Raw genomic sequence first — 16,915 nt, 5'->3', positions numbered from 1 at the left:
ATCCAGCCTTTCGATCCGCAGGCCTATAAGCGAAGAAATATCATCGAACGCATGTTCTGCCGTCTCAAGGACTGGCGCCGCGTCGCAACACGATATGACAAGCTCGCCATCAACTTCGCAGCTACATGCTATATCGCTGCCACCATCATATGGTGGGTTTGATTGAGTCTCCACCCTAGAGCGTTCTCGCTTTTCTTCGAATCGCGAAAACGCTCTATCTTTTTGTTTCTTTACGCATTCCAGACGGAAAACCGCTTCGCACTTTTCCTGGAAATGCTCTAATCGACCGCGACCTGATCTGATCGAAAATTGGCTTTGAACAACGCCGTGGGGCTAACTCCACCCTTATCCTGGGGTGCGGAAGGCCCTGAGCTTGTCGAAGGGGCTGCAGCCTCGAGGGACGAGGGTTGCTCCAGCCGGGCAAACGCCAAGGCCTCACAAACGAAAAACGGCGCGGTTTGCACCACGCCGTCAGAAACCTTAATCAGGCTGTCACCAGAGGCTTAGGAAGCCTGGATGTTGACGGCCTTCGGGCCCTTGCCCATGCGATCCGGCTCGGTGTCGAACGTGACCTGCTGGCCTTCGCGCAGCGACTGGATGCCGGAAGCCTGGAGAGCGGAGATGTGGACGAAAACGTCCTTCGCGCCGCCATCAGGAGTGATGAAACCAAAACCCTTGTCCTGGTTGAAAAATTTTACGGTGCCCTTGGTGGCCATGGGGGATAGTCCTTTACCCATCAGTCTTAGTTTATCCGGGGAAACCCAGACGGCTTTGCCTCCGCGACATGCGAAAGCCAGTCGAGAAGTCACGTACGGGGAAAGAACGTCTGCGCGGGTCGGAACCCAACCGCTGCCTGCCGCAAGCGGATCACCAAATCAGTCCAGTCACCGGCATGCAAATGCCCGAGCATGCATATGGGTGACAGGGTTTTTGGAAAAAGGCAAGGGGTGTTTTATTTGGTGGCTGAAATGGGCAAGGAATCAATGGGTTCGAAGGCCTTGGGTGCTTCATCCTATTCTCGATCGGTGGTTCCTTTAAGTATTATGAGTCAATGCGGACTTGCCTTTTACCGTTTTGCTACGCGTTAGCCCGATCTGGTTGGCCGTAGATTCTCGCCAATCGTGCCGCTGCTTACGCACCTCACGAAGGGCTTCCCGAAATCGGGACCGTGGTCAATCCGGCTGTCTTCTTCTCTTCGCCGTTCTCCACCAAGGTAAACACGGCGCAAGGCTCAACAATCCCACGCAACTCATGCTCTCCCAGCGGAAGCAGCCCCATGTTCGTCTCCGCCGCCACCGCGCCCGAGATGAGGACGTTGCGGCCGAGCGGTTTGCACAGGCCTTCGAGCCGGCTGACGAGATTGACGGCGGGGCCGATGGCGGTGAAGTCCAGACGGTCGGCGGCGCCGATATTGCCCCAGAGCATGTCGCCGAAATGCAGGGCCGCGCCGAAGGGGAGCGGCGGCAGCCCTTGCGTCAGGCGGGTCGCGTCGAGATGGGCCATGCCGGCGCGGATGGCGGCGACGGCGCGCAGCGCGGCTTCGCAGGCCTCAGCCGGCGTTCCCGTGACCGGGAAGATCGCCAGGACGCCATCGCCGATGAATTTGAGCACCTCGCCGCCGAAGGCATGCACGGCGCCGGCGACGCGGTCGAACCAGGCGTCGAGGGCGGCGATCACCACAGTCGGCTCGGTCGCCTCGGAAAGGGCGGTGAAATCCCTGAGATCGGCGCAGAGGAGGGCGGCGCGGATGGTCTCACCGGTGCTGCGGCGCAGCGCGCCGTCCTGCACGCGGGCGGCACTCCTTCGTCCGAGATAGGCTTCGAGCAGGGCGGATAGCGCCGCGCGCGCGGCGAGGCCCGCGAGAGGGGCCGCGGCAAAGCGCGCGACCTGGCGCAGTCGGTCGACCGCGGAGGGATCGAACGGCTGTGCACCGGCCCAGCCCAGCACAGGGCTGTCCGGCGCCGTGCCGATCGTCTCCTCGTATATCGGGCCGAGCCCGCCAAGCCAGTCGTGTCCGGCTTGGCCAAGGGACGTGCCGGCAAAGCCCAGGGCCTCGATCACGGCACCCGTCTCAGCCTGCCACAGCCACGTGCGTTGCGTGACGATCGGATGCGGGACAGCGAGCGTCAGGGCGCCGCCGGCAAGTGGCAGGCCGGTCGACAGCAGCCGACTGCCCAGATCGGCCAGGAAGCGTTCGGGGCTGGGCGAGGTGCCGGCTTCGTCTACCAGCCAGGCAAGGGGGGCGGGCAAATCCATGCCGCGATCATGCCACGGCGGTTGCAGGCTGTCATCCGCCTCGCTGCTACCGCGATTGTTTGGTGCAGGCGCAATAGCTCGATGCACTGGTGAGCGCTTTCGAGGTTACAACTCCGGTATATCAGCCCGCTGGGCCTACCGGCACTGTGTCTCGAGCGCCGTCAGCGCTGACTGTCTTGGCCGTGCCACCAGTCCGGGCCGGGGTCGCGTCCGGCCGCGACTTCGGCGAGACGATCGAGATAATGAGCCCAGCCCTTCGCATGGCCTTCGCATTGCTCCGCTGTCGGCAGGCCGGTATGGGTGAGGCGAAGCAGCGTTCCGTTCGGTGGTTCCTCGATCAGATCGATCTCGACCAGGCTAGATCCTGGCGGAACCTCCTCGCTGCCGTCCCAGCCGAAGCTGTAGGCCAGGCGATGAACCGGCACGACCTCGCGGAACGAGCCGCGCGCGAAGCGGGTGCTGGTGACGTTGACCAGATAGAGGCCGCCGGGCTGCGGCTCGATCTGCGCTTCCGTGCCCATCCAGCGCAGGATCTTTTCGGGGTCGGTCAGCAGTGCAAATAATGCGGCGGGTGGCGCCGAGACATGAGTCTCGCGGCGGACGACTAGAGGCTCTGACATCGGTCTCTCCCGTGGTCTATCGTTTCCCCGCCAAAACGAGCTGCGGCCGAGCGCCTTACATCCCTCAGCGGTCCTCCTCACATGATGTCATGTAGGAGCAGGCGCCTTGCCAGCAAGACATGGCTCGATGCTCGCGTGCGCCACTCCTCATAAAACGGCGGCCTCGGGCAACGGGTTTCCGTTGAGGCCGATGCCTCTATCGTCCGGGTCGTCCCGTCTTGCCCTTCGTTCGTCCCTTGCGCTGCTTTTCGTCCACCGAATCTTCATAGGAGCCGACGCCCGGCTTCGCACGGATGACCGGCTTGTCGGGCACCTTGCCGATTATCGGCTTTTCGGTGCGGCCGACGGTCATCTCGTCGAGCGTATTCTTCCGGAAAAGCGGCGTGCCGGCATCGCCGCCCGGTCCCATTTCATCGAGGCTGGGTTTGGCGAAATAGGAGCCCTGCGTTCCGCTCTCTTTGTTCGAGACCGCACTGGCAGCCTCCTCGCCCTGAGGTGCGGAGCCGGAAGGGCGGGGCTTCGAAGGATTGGGCGGGCCACCCTTGCCGCTTTCGAGACTCTTCGCCTCTTCTCTTGCCATCGGATCGTCCATGACGGCCAGTTCCGCCGCCTTGAGGCGCTTGATCTCGTCGCGCAGGCGTGCGGCCTTTTCGAAGTCCAGGTCGGCGGCGGCATCGCGCATGGCCTTTTCCAGCGCGTTGAGATGGGTCTGCAGGTTGTTGCCGACGAGGTGGCCGCCATCGGCAAAGCCCTTGCCGGAGGCGCCGCCGATATCGGCGCGGACATGGTCCCTCTCGTAGACGCTGTCGAGAATGTCGGAAATCTTCGCCTTTACCGATTCCGGCGTAATGCCGTGTTCGAGGTTGTAGGCCATCTGCTTCTCGCGGCGGCGGCTGGTCTCGTCCATCGCCCGCTGCATCGAGCCGGTGATGGTGTCGGCATAGAGGATAACCTTGCCGTCGACGTTACGCGCGGCGCGGCCGATGGTCTGGACGAGCGAGGTTTCCGAGCGCAGGAAGCCTTCTTTGTCGGCGTCGAGAATGGCGACCAAGGCGCATTCAGGGATGTCGAGACCTTCGCGCAAGAGGTTGATGCCGACGAGCACGTCGAACGCACCCAGGCGCAGGTCGCGGATGATCTCGATGCGCTCCAGCGTGTCGATGTCGGAGTGCATGTAGCGCACGCGCACGCCCTGTTCGTGCAGATATTCCGTCAGGTCCTCGGCCATGCGCTTCGTCAGCACGGTGCAGAGCGTACGATAGCCCTTGGCGGCTGTCTCGCGGATCTCGCCGAGCACGTCGTCCACCTGGCTGCGGGCCGAGCGGACCTCGACCGGCGGGTCGATCAGGCCGGTCGGACGGATGACCTGTTCGGCAAAGACGCCGCCGGACTGTTCCATCTCCCAGCTGCCCGGCGTTGCCGATACCGCGATCGTATCCGGGCGCATGGCGTCCCATTCCTCGAAGCGCAGCGGCCGGTTGTCCATGCAGGAGGGCAGGCGGAAGCCGTATTCGGCCAGCGTCGCCTTGCGCCGGAAGTCGCCGCGATACATGCCGCCGATCTGGCTGACCGAGACGTGGCTTTCGTCGATGAACAGCAGCGCGTTGTCGGGGATATATTCGAACAGCGTCGGCGGCGGCTCGCCGGGATTGCGGCCGGTGAGATAGCGCGAATAATTCTCGATGCCGGCGCAGGAGCCGGTGGCTTCGAGCATTTCGATGTCATAGCGGGTGCGCTGCTCCAGGCGCTGCGCCTCGAGCAGGCGGCCGGCCTTCTCCAGCTCGGCGAGCCGGATTCGCAGCTCTTCCTTGATCGCCTTGATGGCGCCGTTCAACGTCGGGCGTGGGGTGACATAGTGCGAATTGGCGTAGATCTTCACCGATTTCAGGTCGCCGGTTTTCTGGCCGGTCAGCGGGTCGAATTCGGTGATGGCGTCGATCTCGTCGCCGAACATGGAGATGCGCCAGGCGGCATCCTCCAAGTGGGCCGGGAAGATCTCGATGGTGTCGCCGCGCACGCGGAAGGAGCCGCGAATGAAATCCATGTCGCGGCGCTTGTATTGCTGGGCCACGAGGTCGGCGAGGAGCTGGCGCTGGTCCAGCCGGTCGCCGACATTCATCTGGAAGGTCATTGCCGTATAGGTCTCGACCGAACCGATACCGTAGATGCAGGAGACCGAGGCGACGATGATGCAGTCGTCGCGCTCCAGAAGCGAGCGCGTCGCCGAGTGACGCATGCGGTCGATCTGTTCGTTGATCGAGGATTCTTTCTCGATGAAAGTGTCCGAACGCGGCACGTAGGCTTCCGGCTGGTAGTAGTCGTAGTAGGAGACGAAATACTCGACCGCGTTGTCGGGGAAGAAATTCTTGAACTCGGAATAGAGCTGGGCTGCCAGCGTCTTGTTCGGCGCGAGAATCACGGCAGGGCGTTGCGTTGCCTCGATCACCTTGGCCATGGTGAAGGTCTTGCCCGAGCCGGTGACGCCGAGCAGCACCTGGCTGCGTTCGCCATTGTCCAGGCCCTCGACGAGATCGCGAATGGCGGTCGGCTGGTCGCCGGCAGGCTCGTAGTCCGACGCCATGCGGATCGGGATACCGCCTTCGGATTTGTTCGGCCGGGCAGGGCGGTGTGGCGCCCAGAGCTTACCATCCTTGAAGAGGGGATTGCCGCTTTCGATCAGTGCCGACAAAGCCTCGACTGTTGCCGTGACCGCGGTGCCGGCATTGGCGGCGTTTTCCAGCGATGTATCCATGCCGGAGACCGGGTTGAGGCCCGCGGCCGCGCGCGTCTTCGGATCGGTCGAGCCGCCCATGGAGGTACCGCGCGCCGATTTGGAGGCGGCGATTTCCACCTTCTTGCGGTGCTTGCCAGCCTTCGAGGCGATCTGCCGCTGCGTCTCGACGCCAGACATCTCGGCATCGGCTTCCAGCTGCTTCACCCAATCGGCGACGCCGCCGCTGAGCGGCGCACCTTCAAACGATGCCTGCGGCGCCTCTTCGAAACCGGACGGGGCGGGGGATTTTTTCGGTGATCTGGCCATGCGGCGAATATGGCGACAGAACGCGCCGATGTGAAGGGGTAAAGAGTACAAAAGGGAAACAGAACAGCGGTTTTTTCCATTCGTCGATGATGTCGAATGTGTTACAACCCAGAGGCGGCTGGTGCGTTATCGCCGATCAGAAAGTCCGCATAGCGCAATCCTCACAGGCGCCGAAGGAGGAACCACCGCAACGTCGACATGCCCGGCCAGCGCCGGGTTCCCCCAGCTTCGACGGCATCCGGAATTGCCCGCCTCGCCGCCGCCATCCGGTCGGAGGATCATGATGACCGCATTGGATAGCTTACGTTCCTTGTCCCCCCAGCAACGAAACACCGTCATCGCAGCCTATCTGGGCTGGACGCTGGATGCTTTCGATTTCTTCATATTGGTTTTCGTTCTCAAGCACATAGCCGAGGAGTTTCACACGGATGTTCCGGCGGTCGCCGTCGCCATCTTCCTCACCCTGGCAATGCGACCGATCGGTGCGCTCATCTTCGGCCTCGCGGCCGACCGTTACGGCCGGCGCGTTACGCTCATGGTGGATGTGCTGCTTTATTCGGTCTTCGAATTCCTGACGGGTTTTTCGACGGGATTGACGATGTTCCTCGTCCTTCGCGCCCTCTTCGGGGTCGCCATGGGCGGCGAATGGGGGGTCGGCGCATCGCTTGTCATGGAGACCATACCGGAGGATTCGCGCGGCCTTGTTTCGGGCATCCTGCAGGCGGGTTACCCCTCAGGCTATCTGATCGCCTCGATCGTTTTCTTCCTGCTGTTTCCGATCATCGGCTGGCGCGGCATGTTCGTCGTGGGAGCACTGCCGGCGCTGCTGGTGCTCTATATCCGCCGCAGCGTGCAGGAATCGCCGGCCTTTGTGCAGCGGCAATCCAAGCCGCAACGGCCATTCCTCACCGTGTTGCGTGAGAATATTCCGTTGTTCATTTGGGCGGTGCTTCTCATGACCGCGTTCAATTTCTTCAGTCATGGCACGCAGGATCTCTACCCGACCTTCCTGGAAGCCCAGCGGCAATATGATTCCTACACGGTCGGCGCCATCGCCATCGTCTATAATATCGGCGCGATCGTCGGCGGTCTGTCTTTCGGTGTGCTGTCGCAGCGCATCGGCAGGCGACGCGCGATCATCATCGCCGCGCTTCTGGCGATCCCCGTCGCGCCGCTCTGGGTCTACGGGCAAGGGCCGGTGATGCTCGCGATCGGCGCTTTCCTGATGCAGCTCTTCGTGCAGGGCGCGTGGGGCATCGTGCCCGTGCATCTCAACGAATTGTCGCCGGATGAAGTGCGCGGCACATTCCCCGGATTTGCCTATCAGCTCGGCAACCTACTGGCGTCGGGCAACGCCTCGATCCAGGCGGGGCTGGCAAAGCGATGGAATGGTGACTACGCCACGGCGCTGCTGATCGTCGCCTGCGTCGTTGCCGTCGTGGTGGCCTTGTTTGCCGGCTTCGGCTTCGAAAAGAAGGGGGTTCGTTTTGGCGATAAGGCTGCCGCCGACGCAGATGGTGCCGTGCAAAGCTGAACCGGCTCGCCATCCCGTTTAAGCAAGGCCGGCGGTTTTCGCCGGCCTCTGGTCTACTTGCCGCAGATCTCGGAAATCTTCGCCTGTGCGAAACCGCGGGCGAGGTCCTGCAATCCTCCGACGGAGGATATCAGCTCGCCGATCGGGCCGTTGATACCGAGGCGCAGATCGGTGATGTGGCAGGCGCCGACATCGACGGTCATGGATGCGTCTAGCTGACCCTTGATCGTCGTCTTCAACAGGCCATGCGACTTGCATTCCATTTCGGCGTGCGCGTTGATCTGCACGTCGCCGGTCGGGCCATCGCAGACATCGAGCGATTTGACCTCGAATTTTTCCTTGTGATCGACACCCGGCAGCTTCTTGCAGGGATCGGCTTCGTTCACCGACTTCTCGATCTGCGGACCGAACTTGCTCTGCAGCAGCGACCAGCATGAGCCAGGCGCGGCCTCGGCGGGCGTCGCTGCGATCGGCAGCGGCAGGATGATGGCTGAGGCGAGCAATGCCATGCGAACGGATGGCAAAAACGAGGAGGGAAGTACGGCATATTTCAGATTCACGGCGATCTATCCTCTGATGAGAAGAAGCAGCAAAACATGTCCCGGCCTGCGGCAGTCTTTCATGTCTTCCGCCGCCAAGGCAATCCCCCATCGTCGAGACACTGTGCGGGTAAGTGGCTCAGCCCTTGACGACCTTGGTATCACAGAAGCGGTCGTAGAAGGTCTGGCCACGCCATACGATCAGCGGGTAGAGCCACCAGATGAGCGTGAAGACGAACAGCATCGGTGCCAGCGCGCCGGTCAGGGCAAAGAGGCCGCCGGCGGTGAAAAGGTTGGGATCGCGGGCCTGCTGGATCAATTGTTCGAAGGGCGGCAAGGACGACGGCAGGAGAAGCAGGCTGACGAGATTGAAGATCGCGATCAGCACAAACGGCAGAAACTTGAATATCTCGCGCTTTGCCGCCAAACCGAGGGCCAGCGGACCGTCTTCGACGGTCGTCACGCGCAACGAGAGCAATCGCTTGCCTGGCGTTCGTTTCCCGCTGGCTGAGGCGTAGGCGAACGCAAGGGGCAGGAGGAGGAGAACGATGCTGGATGATGGCCGCATCGTAACGCTTGGATCGATCGGATTTCCATTGTCGTCCACCGGTACGGAGACGGCACGTATGGACGTCCTCGTTCCCTGCTGCGAAACGACTTTCGAAACGAAGACGGTGTATCCTTTGCTGCCGAGCCAGGATATGTGGCACAGCTGGTTGCTTCTCGTTTCGCCCGGCTGCAGCGGCCATTCGGCTTCTATCTTCGGAATGAGCGGTCCCGAGGTCGTTTCGGTGCACTGCTGGTTCTGGAGAAACGGCAGCGTCACGTCCCACGGGGTCACCTTCGACGCGGCGAGAAACAGAAACGTGAAAACGATCTGGAAAATAATGATGTCGATCAGATAGGCACCGAGCCGCCGCCAGAAATGGCGCGGCGGCAAGGAAGCCATTTGGCGATCCGAGGCTGCAAAACTCATGTGTTCCCCCGCTTTTCAGTCGGCGTTGCAGCCGTCAGGCGCAGCATGACGTACTTCGAGTTGCAGGAGGTAGCATGGTTTGCGGCGATTCGCTGGAGAGGGATGAGACGCCGTCGACAAAATGGAGCGGCGCCGGCTGACCTGTACGGTCGTCTCATATTGGGATGGTCTTCCCGTCCGACGGCTCGTCCTGCTCGTCATCCGAGCCGCCATCATACCCAAGGCTCTTGGCCTTGCGAAGCCATTCGAGAGCCTTGGCCGGATCGGCCGGAACGCCATCGCCATCTCGGTACATGATGCCGAGGTTATAGGCCGCGTCGGCATAGCGATGCGAGGCCGCTCTTTCGAACCAGAAGACGGCCTGAACCGCGTTCTTGGCAACGCCTTCTCCGTCGCGGAACATGACGCCGAGATTGTATTCCGCTTCGACGTCATTTTGTGCCGCGGCTTTCAGGAACCATGCGATCGCCTGGGTATCGTCCTGCGTGATCCCGTCACCATCGGCATACATGGCGCCGATATTGTACTGGGCGTCGGCATCTCCCTGATCGGCCGCCTTGCGGAACCAGGACAGGGCTTCGGCACCATCCTTGGCGACACCTTCGCCATCGCGATACATGATGCCCAGGTTATATTCTGCCTCGACCTTGCCCTGGTCGGCGGCCTTTCGATACCAAGCGACGGCTTGGCTCTTATCCTTGCCCGTGCCGTCTCCCTGATCGTACATGACCCCGACATTGTACTCTGCATCCGCATCACCCTGTTCGGCGGCTTTGCTATACCAGGCGAAAGCTTGCGACTTGTCCTGCGGCAGGCCTTCGCCAGTGTCGTACATCACACCGAGATTGTATTGCGCATTGGCATTTCCCTGTGCCGCAGCCTTTCGGTACCACAGGACCGCCTGGCTCTTATCGGTGGCGATGCCTTCACCCTGGTCATACATGGTGCCGACATTGAATTGCGCCTCGGCATTGCCCTGGTCGGCTGCTTTTTTGTACCAGCTAAGGGCTTGCGTGAGATTTTTCGGGACGCCGTCACCTTCCTCATACATCTGGCCGAGCTTGATCTGGGCCGCGACATCCCCCTTGCTTGCCAGTGGGCGCCAATAGTCCAATGCCGATTTGAAGTCTCCGCGGTCGTGGGCGTTCTGGCCGATATCGGCATGTGCCACGCCCATGGATGCCAGCGCGAAGAGCAATCCGACGGCCCCCTTCTTCCAATTCACGATCTACCCCTCAATCGACGATCCATTAAATTATCAATGCCGAACTTTTTGCGAATGCTACGGCACAAGCGCCATCAGCAGGCGAAGGGTGATCCAGCCAAGGGAATCGCCGGTGCCGCCGTCGGCGGAGCGCCCTTGACCCAGCGGTCCAAGATCCTTGATCGGGCCTTCACCGTTGGCTTCCATGTAGCCGAGACCGTGTTGCGCTTCGGGCAACCCCTTGGCGGCCGCCTTGTTGAACCAGTCGGCGGCGATTCCGCAATCCTTCTGCACCCCATAGCCGTTATAATACATATATCCCAGACCGTATTCAGCGCGGGCATCGCCTTGCTCGGCGGCCTTTCGAAACAGATCGGCGGCCTGTCCATAGTCTTTCGCAACGCCTTCACCCTGGTAATAGAGATAGGCGAGCGCATACTGACCCTGGGAATTGTTCTGGTCGGCTGCCTTGCGATACCAGCTTGCCGCGGCCGTTTTGTCCGGTGCGGTTCCCTGGCCGTTCTGATAGATGTAGCCAAGGGCATATTGCGCGTCCGCCTGGCCTTGATCGGCGGATTTGCCATACCATTCGAGCGCCTTGCCGTAGTCCTTCGCAACGCCGCGACCATCTGAATACATGAAGGCGAGGGCGTATTCGCCCTGTGCGTCGCCCTGATCAGCCGATTTTCGATACCATTTCACCGCCGCGCCTTCGTCGGCCTTGACGCCCTGACCGTTGGCATAGAGGTAGCCGAGAGCATATTGCGCGTCGGAGCGCCCTTGATCGGCTGACTTTCGATACCACTGGAGCGCTTGTCTATAATCCCGCGAGACACCCAGTCCGTTCGCGAGGCTGTAGCCAACCGCGTATTGTGCGTCGGCGCGACCTTTGTCCGCAGCTTTCCTGTACCAGGAATAAGCATCGGCATCGCTCCGTTCGACGCCCCTACCATTGGCATAGGCGTAGCCGAGAGCATATTGGGCCTGCGCGTATCCCTGATCGGCAGCCTTTCTATACCAGTCTATGGCTCCTGCCTGATCTTCTGCCGTGCCCTGGCCGTTGTCGTACAGATGGCCAAGCGCGTATTGAGCATCGGTACGGCCCTGGTCGGCAGACTTGCGATACCAGCCGAGGGCGATGGCGTAATCCTGCTGAACGCCGAGACCGTTGGCATACATGTAGCCGAGGGCATATTGCGCCTGCGCCTGGCCCTGGGCTGCGGATTTCTGGTACCAGTTGACGGCCTGTTCGTTGTCGGCATCCATGCCTCGGCCATTCGCCAACGAATAGCCTATGGCATATTGCGCGTCGGCGTTGCCGCGTTGCGCGGCCCTCAGATACCAATCGTTCGCCTGTTTCTGGTCGGCATCTATACCGCGGCCGTTCGAATACATGTAGGCGAGGGCGTATTGGGCCTGGGCATTCCCCTGGGCGGCGGCTTTCTCATACCACTCGACCGCCTGTGCATCGTCACGCTCCACGCCCTGGCCGTTGGCGTAGCGATAGCCGAGGCCATATTGCGCTGCGGCGTTTCCTTGCTTCGCGAACTCCATCCAGTATTTCAGGTCGATGGTAGTATTTGCCGGGCCCGGTGCGGGATCTTCGGCATAGGCAAGGCAGGGCAACGAAAGAGCGAGCGCCAATCCCAATGCATAGCTCTTTGTTTTCAAGGCTTGAGTCTCCCACCCATATTCCAGAGGTCAATCGATCTGAACAATATGGCGATGTCTTGGTCAAGAATTGTAGAGCATGGAAATGGCAGTGGTTTTAAGGCGACTGGATCTCAATCCCTATCCCGGCATCACGTCATAGAGGCGGAAGATCCATGTGATCTGGTAGATCAGCCCGACCGTCACGAATGCCGCCTGGAACCGCCGATTGGCCGTCATGGCCGCGACAATGCAAAGGACGATGTAGACGACGTTGCGCGTCGGATACTCCCAGCCGAGCGAGTGGAAATAGGCTCCTCCCTTCAGCCATGTGTCGATGAGATCGACGGCGTAGGTGACAGCAAGCAGGCCGAAGAACCAACGCCGGCGGGAAATGAAATATTCCTCGAAACCGCCATATTCGTCGATCGACGGTGGATTAAGGAGTACGCAGAGGAAGTAGAAGAGGCAACAGAAGCAGATCAGGAAAAGATAGACCGCGAAGGTGATCACCTGCAGCGACTGCAGCCGATATTCCCACCACCAGAAATGGATGATGTAGAGGAACATCGACAGCACCCAGCCGATGTGGACGAAATAAACGCGGTTCTTCCCGGGCGATTGGACGAAGCCGGCAAGGCGCGTCAGAAGCTGCGCAAGAGAAAGGCCGATGACCATGCTCATGACCGTCCTGATATAGCCGTAAACTTCCGGCGAATGCGCGGCTTCCATCACATCAGGTCTCCGCTGGCACCGCCTTCGGCGCCCCGTTCTCGTCGAGGGCGACCATGATGAATGTCCCAGCCGTCACCTTCTCCATCGCATTGTAGCGCGAACGGTGTGCCCAGGCTTCGACCCTTAGCGTGATCGACGTGCGGCCGACGCGTTCGATGTCGGTGAAGACGCTCAGCGTATCGCCGATCTTGACCGGCAGCTCGAAAGCCATCTCCTTCACGGCGGCGGTGACCACGCGGCCACGAGCCCGCTCAGCCGCGCGGATGCCGCTTGCCAAATCCATCTGCGCCATGACCCAGCCGCCGAAAATGTCGCCGGCGGGATTGGCGTCTGCAGGCATGGCCAGCGTGCGCAATGTCAGCTCGCCTTTCGGTTTGACGTTGTCATTCATCCATTTGCTCCTATTGCCAGCACACCGATTCCCGTGACCAACCTATGCAATCCGACCGCGATGGGAAAGACTTTGTCCGTGTTTCCTCCTGGGAACTCGCAGGGTGCTCGGCCTTATTCGAGCCTTCTGCCCGCTCCTGGTGTTGTCCCGATACACCGCGATTTGCCGCGGTAAGCATTCGTTCACCGTTCCCGTTTAGGATTTGTCATCGTTACCGACCGTGGCTGGGGCAACGGATCAGGATTATGGCCTATTTACCCATTCTACGGCGGGCTCTGCTGCCGCTGATGTTGTCGTCGGCGCTGGTCGCATGCACGGCCGATAGCCTCGTGCCGCCGTCGAATGTCGACAGCACCGCGCGCGTCGGCTCGATCAAGCCGCATCGCAGCGTGGCGCAGCGGCAATTTGCCTATCCAGGGGCGCAGGACCCCGTCGTTTCAGCCTCCGGCAATTATAACAATGGTAATGGCCGTTCTGCCGGAACCGGAGAGGCCGTGACCACGACCGATGTCGAGGCGGGCCTGGCTCAGCAATCGGATGTTCCGTCTCAGGGCGTCAATATGGATGCGGAACTTGGCGTCGGACCGAGCGAAGAGGCTCGATCAGCATCTGTCGTCGGACTGGCGCAGGAGGAAGAGCAGAACATTGCCGAGGGCGAAACCGACCAGCCTGTTGTCGACGGTATCGGCTCGGACGCGCCGGTGCAGACCAATCGTTCGATCCTTCAGCGGCCGGCAGCCCAGGCCGAGCTCAATCAATCACCCGTACCGCGGCGGCAGCCGGGCACGCAACTGGCCATGCTGCCACGCGTTGACAATCCGATGCCGCGCATCGATCAGTTCGAGGCGCCCCAATCGCCTCCAGGTATGATGCCGCCTTCCGAAATCGCCTGCCGGCAGGAATTAAGGCGCATGGGCGTCGTCTATGTCGATAAGCCGGCGATTTCGAACGGCCCTGCCTGCCAGGTTCCCTATCCGATTTCGCTGAGCGGGCTTTCCGGCAATATCGCCGTCAGGCCGGCCGTCACGCTGAATTGTCAGGTCACCCTGGCCTTCGCCAAATGGGTGAAGAACGAACTGGCGCCGGCAGCACGCACCCGCTACTGGACCGGCATCGGCACTATCGTGCCGCTCGGCGGCTATTCCTGCCGCCGGATGAACAATAGCCGGCAACGTTATAATCCGATGTCGGAGCACGCTCATGGCAATGCCATCGATGTCGGCACTTTCATCCTGAAGAACGGCCATGTGATCGACGTGCGCAAGAAGGGCCTGTTCTCCTTCCGAGAGGGTCGGCTGCTCAAGGCTGTTCGCATCGATAGCTGCCGTTATTTCGATACCGTACTCGGGCCGGGCAGCAACCCTGAACATTGGAATCATTTCCACTTCGACCTCAGGGAACGCAACGGCGGCCGGCGTTATTGCAGCCTTTGATTGGCGGTTCGCCGGAGACGCATACACCCTTGCCGGCGACGAAAGCTGATTTATCTGAGAGGGGAATCGCTGTTAATTGCGACGACCGGGGCGAGTGAGGGTTTCATGGAAGAAGCACCGAGAAGAAAAAGAAGCCTGGGACGCGCGCTATTCGCTGCCCTGGTCGCCATTGTCGTCGTGATCGGCGGGCGCTGGTACGCCTATGTCGCCTATACGGACGACCCTTTCGATGAAGTCGGCATCGGTCTCAATACGATGATGCCCGGACCCATACGCGACAAGGGCTGCGAGATGTTGAAAGCCCGTTTTGAGCACAAGACGCTGCCGCCAGCCGGTTGCGGTGTAAACGGCAGTTGGTAATCGGCGCGTCGTCGGTCATAAGCTGGCGAAAAAAGAAAAGCCGGCGAGGGCCGGCTTGAGCGGCGCATGGCAACGACGGGGATCCTTGCCTGCTCCAAAAAACAATTTCATGTTGCAATGATGCGATGCAATATCAATGTGGCGGCAATAAACTATGGAGTATTGTCGGCGCTGACGAAGTCGCCAAGAGGCGTTGGGCGGAGTTGCGACAAACGTTGCTCACCTAAGGGCTTATATGCCCGACGAAGGTCACGATTTGATGACAGCTTATTTGGCATAAGCGAACGCTGTGTTTCAGCTCCGCGGGATGGTAAAAGCACAAGACGGGCTATATAGCGGGCAAACGCCGCGAAATTAATCATATAGACCGGACTTTACTTGCATCATGGCTCCGATCATTTCCATCCGCAGTCTTACGAAAACATATGCCAACGGATTCCAGGCGCTGAAAGGTATCGATCTCGATATCGAGCAGGGAGAAATCCTTGCCTTGCTCGGGCCGAATGGTGCCGGCAAGACGACATTGATTTCGATTGTCTGCGGGATCGCCAATCCGAGCGGTGGCTCGGTGATGGTCGGCGGCCATGACGTCGTGCGCGATTTTCGCGCCACGCGCAGCATGATCGGCCTCGTGCCGCAGGAGCTGACCACCGACCAGTTCGAGACCGTGTGGAATACGGTGAGCTTTTCGCGCGGACTGCATGGCAAGAAACCGAACCCCGCACACATAGAGAAGGTGCTGCGTGACCTCTCGCTGTGGGACAGAAAGGACAACACGCTTCGCCAGCTGTCCGGCGGCATGAAGCGGCGCGTCCTGATCGCCAAGGCGCTGTCGCACGAACCGCAGATCCTTTTCCTCGACGAGCCGACCGCCGGCGTCGATGTCACGCTGCGCAAGGACATGTGGCACGTGGTCGAGCGCTTGCGAGGCTCCGGCGTCACGATCATCCTGACGACGCATTATATCGAGGAAGCCGAAGAGATCGCCGATCGTGTCGGCGTCATCAATGGTGGCCAATTGCTGCTCGTTGAGGAGAAGAAGGCGCTTATGGCCAAGCTCGGCCGCAAGCAGCTGATCCTTGATCTCAGCGAGCCGCTGGATGCCATACCGCACTGCCTCGAAGGTAACGGGCTTTCGCTCGGATCGAACGGTCTGACTCTGATCTACGATTTCGATGCCCAGCACGAACAGTCGAGCATCGCAGTGCTTCTGTCGCGGTTGGCAGCCGAAGGGATCCACTTCAAGGACCTCTCGACGCGCCAGAGTTCGCTCGAGGACATCTTCGTATCGCTGGTGGGAGAAGGCAAATGAACTTCGAGGCGATCAAATCCATTTATTCCTTCGAGATGGCCCGCACGCGCCGCACGCTGCTGCAGAGCGTCGTTTCGCCGGTCATTTCCACCTCGCTCTACTTCATCGTCTTCGGCGCCGCCATCGGCTCGCGCATCCACATGGTCGACGGCATTTCCTACGGCGCCTTCATCACGCCGGGCCTGATCATGCTGACGCTGCTCGGTCAGTGCATCAGCAACGGCTCCTTCGGCATCTACTTCCCGAAATTCACGGGCACGATTTATGAAGTCCTGTCCGCTCCGGTCGCCATGACCGAGATCGTTCTCGGCTATGTCGGCGCGGCGGCGACCAAGGGCATGATGATCGGCCTGATCATCCTGCTGACGGCGAACTTCTTCGTTGACATCACCATCCAGCATCCGTTCATGATGATCCTTTTCTTCGTGCTGACGGCGGTGACCTTCAGCCTGTTTGGCTTCATGATCGGCATATGGGCCGGGAATTTCGAGCAATTGAACCTTATTCCCATGCTCGTCGTGCCGCCGCTGACCTTCCTCGGCGGCAGCTTCTATTCCATCAACATGCTGCCACCCTTTTGGCAGGCCGTCAGCCACCTCAACCCGGTTCTCTATCTCGTTAGCGGCTTCCGCTGGAGCTTCTACGGTATCGCCGACGTCAATCCGGTGCTGAGCCTTGCCATGATCACGCTTTTCCTGGTCATCTGTCTGGGTGTTCTCGGATGGATTTTCAGGACGGGGTACCGATTGAGAAACTAAGCACGCCGCTATCGTCGGACATCTCAATATGGCAGGCAATTGCGGATGACGCGGTCCGGCGCTCCGACAATCTCATTTTCGTCCGGGGCGATCTATCGCTGCTGACC

The 16,915-nt window shown here is 60.6% G+C and carries 16 protein-coding genes; 6 read left to right on the top strand and 10 right to left on the bottom strand.

The genetic code is table 11. The features are described 5' to 3' along the window. A partial coding sequence (locus FHT29_RS14225) for a transposase (protein ID WP_168599773.1) occupies positions 1 to 162 on the top strand: 162 nt, incomplete at its 5' end. Between the two features lie 341 nt (positions 163 to 503). Here the strand turns inward: FHT29_RS14225 and FHT29_RS14220 are convergent. The 4 genes from FHT29_RS14220 to uvrB form a co-directional block, all read right to left on the bottom strand. Next, complete coding sequence (locus tag FHT29_RS14220) at positions 504 to 716, bottom strand: cold-shock protein (protein WP_034504664.1); 213 nt, start codon at positions 714 to 716, stop codon at positions 504 to 506. A gap of 424 nt (positions 717 to 1,140) precedes the next feature. Beyond that, the gene (locus FHT29_RS14215) at positions 1,141 to 2,256 is read right to left on the bottom strand and encodes an adenylate/guanylate cyclase domain-containing protein (RefSeq protein WP_168599772.1); all 1,116 of its coding nucleotides are present in this window, start codon (positions 2,254 to 2,256) and stop codon (positions 1,141 to 1,143) included. 161 nt (positions 2,257 to 2,417) lie between these two features. After that, positions 2,418 to 2,876, bottom strand: coding sequence for an SRPBCC family protein (locus tag FHT29_RS14210; RefSeq protein WP_168599771.1), 459 nt, complete (start codon positions 2,874 to 2,876; stop codon positions 2,418 to 2,420). Between the two features lie 196 nt (positions 2,877 to 3,072). Then, positions 3,073 to 5,916, bottom strand: coding sequence for an excinuclease ABC subunit UvrB (gene uvrB, locus FHT29_RS14205; protein WP_168599770.1), 2,844 nt, complete (start codon positions 5,914 to 5,916; stop codon positions 3,073 to 3,075). A 283-nt stretch (positions 5,917 to 6,199) separates the two neighbouring features. Here uvrB and FHT29_RS14200 point away from each other — a divergent pair, with 283 nt between their 5' ends. Next, positions 6,200 to 7,450, top strand: a complete 1,251-nt coding sequence (locus tag FHT29_RS14200) for an MFS transporter (RefSeq protein WP_092573843.1) — start codon at positions 6,200 to 6,202, stop codon at positions 7,448 to 7,450. Between the two features lie 53 nt (positions 7,451 to 7,503). Here FHT29_RS14200 and FHT29_RS14195 read toward each other — a convergent pair whose 3' ends face one another. The 6 genes from FHT29_RS14195 to FHT29_RS14170 form a co-directional block, all read right to left on the bottom strand. Beyond that, the gene (locus FHT29_RS14195) at positions 7,504 to 8,010 is read right to left on the bottom strand and encodes a hypothetical protein (RefSeq protein WP_168599769.1); all 507 of its coding nucleotides are present in this window, start codon (positions 8,008 to 8,010) and stop codon (positions 7,504 to 7,506) included. Positions 8,011 to 8,128: 118 nt separating this feature from the next. Continuing rightward, entirely contained in the window at positions 8,129 to 8,938 is an 810-nt protein-coding gene (locus tag FHT29_RS14190; RefSeq protein ID WP_052212137.1) for an RDD family protein, read from the bottom strand. Between the two features lie 181 nt (positions 8,939 to 9,119). Further along, the gene (locus FHT29_RS14185; RefSeq protein ID WP_037202519.1) at positions 9,120 to 10,190 is read right to left on the bottom strand and encodes an SEL1-like repeat protein; all 1,071 of its coding nucleotides are present in this window, start codon (positions 10,188 to 10,190) and stop codon (positions 9,120 to 9,122) included. A 57-nt stretch (positions 10,191 to 10,247) separates the two neighbouring features. Beyond that, entirely contained in the window at positions 10,248 to 11,840 is a 1,593-nt protein-coding gene (locus FHT29_RS14180) for an SEL1-like repeat protein (protein WP_047556504.1), read from the bottom strand. A 120-nt stretch (positions 11,841 to 11,960) separates the two neighbouring features. Continuing rightward, positions 11,961 to 12,551 carry a hypothetical protein gene (locus FHT29_RS14175; protein ID WP_037202517.1) on the bottom strand — a complete coding sequence of 197 codons (591 nt, stop codon included), beginning with the start codon at positions 12,549 to 12,551 and terminating at the stop codon, positions 11,961 to 11,963. Between the two features lie 4 nt (positions 12,552 to 12,555). Then, positions 12,556 to 12,945: an acyl-CoA thioesterase gene (locus tag FHT29_RS14170; protein ID WP_037202516.1), complete on the bottom strand. Its 390-nt coding sequence runs from the start codon at positions 12,943 to 12,945 to the stop codon at positions 12,556 to 12,558. Between the two features lie 245 nt (positions 12,946 to 13,190). On the opposite strand from FHT29_RS14170, the gene FHT29_RS14165 reads away from it, so the two are divergent. The 4 genes from FHT29_RS14165 (at position 13,191) to FHT29_RS14150 (ending at position 16,808) form a co-directional block, all read left to right on the top strand. Next, complete coding sequence (locus tag FHT29_RS14165; RefSeq protein ID WP_047556506.1) at positions 13,191 to 14,378, top strand: extensin family protein; 1,188 nt, start codon at positions 13,191 to 13,193, stop codon at positions 14,376 to 14,378. A gap of 105 nt (positions 14,379 to 14,483) precedes the next feature. After that, positions 14,484 to 14,738 (top strand): hypothetical protein, encoded by a 255-nt coding sequence (locus tag FHT29_RS14160; protein ID WP_047556508.1) that lies wholly within the window; start codon positions 14,484 to 14,486, stop codon positions 14,736 to 14,738. A 385-nt stretch (positions 14,739 to 15,123) separates the two neighbouring features. Next, entirely contained in the window at positions 15,124 to 16,050 is a 927-nt protein-coding gene (locus FHT29_RS14155) for an ABC transporter ATP-binding protein (protein ID WP_047556510.1), read from the top strand. Next, complete coding sequence (locus FHT29_RS14150; protein ID WP_037202510.1) at positions 16,047 to 16,808, top strand: ABC transporter permease; 762 nt, start codon at positions 16,047 to 16,049, stop codon at positions 16,806 to 16,808. The genes FHT29_RS14155 and FHT29_RS14150 overlap by 4 nt, the downstream gene beginning before the upstream one ends. The last annotated feature ends 107 nt before the right edge of the window (positions 16,809 to 16,915 follow it).

Origin of the sequence: Rhizobium sp. SG741, from assembly GCF_012275435.1 — a bacterium.
Lineage (GTDB): Bacteria > Pseudomonadota > Alphaproteobacteria > Rhizobiales > Rhizobiaceae > Rhizobium > Rhizobium lusitanum.
Note: the sequence above shows the minus strand (reverse complement) of the source record. Positions and strands in the feature narration are given on the sequence as shown.

Excerpts from the sequence above, each read along its gene's own strand:
- FHT29_RS14165 (WP_047556506.1), top strand. The coding sequence starts at position 13,191 with ATGGCCTATTTACCCATTCTACGGCGGGCTCTGCTGCCGCTGATGTTG.
- FHT29_RS14220 (WP_034504664.1), bottom strand. The coding sequence starts at position 716 with ATGGCCACCAAGGGCACCGTAAAATTTTTCAACCAGGACAAGGGTTTT.
- FHT29_RS14160 (WP_047556508.1), top strand. The coding sequence starts at position 14,484 with ATGGAAGAAGCACCGAGAAGAAAAAGAAGCCTGGGACGCGCGCTATTC.
- FHT29_RS14155 (WP_047556510.1), top strand. The coding sequence starts at position 15,124 with ATGGCTCCGATCATTTCCATCCGCAGTCTTACGAAAACATATGCCAAC.
- FHT29_RS14210 (WP_168599771.1), bottom strand. The coding sequence starts at position 2,876 with ATGTCAGAGCCTCTAGTCGTCCGCCGCGAGACTCATGTCTCGGCGCCA.
- FHT29_RS14170 (WP_037202516.1), bottom strand. The coding sequence starts at position 12,945 with ATGAATGACAACGTCAAACCGAAAGGCGAGCTGACATTGCGCACGCTG.
- FHT29_RS14215 (WP_168599772.1), bottom strand. The coding sequence starts at position 2,256 with ATGGATTTGCCCGCCCCCCTTGCCTGGCTGGTAGACGAAGCCGGCACC.
- FHT29_RS14190 (WP_052212137.1), bottom strand. The coding sequence starts at position 8,938 with ATGGCTTCCTTGCCGCCGCGCCATTTCTGGCGGCGGCTCGGTGCCTAT.
- FHT29_RS14150 (WP_037202510.1), top strand. The coding sequence starts at position 16,047 with ATGAACTTCGAGGCGATCAAATCCATTTATTCCTTCGAGATGGCCCGC.
- FHT29_RS14200 (WP_092573843.1), top strand. The coding sequence starts at position 6,200 with ATGACCGCATTGGATAGCTTACGTTCCTTGTCCCCCCAGCAACGAAAC.
- uvrB (WP_168599770.1), bottom strand. The coding sequence starts at position 5,916 with ATGGCCAGATCACCGAAAAAATCCCCCGCCCCGTCCGGTTTCGAAGAG.
- FHT29_RS14175 (WP_037202517.1), bottom strand. The coding sequence starts at position 12,551 with ATGGAAGCCGCGCATTCGCCGGAAGTTTACGGCTATATCAGGACGGTC.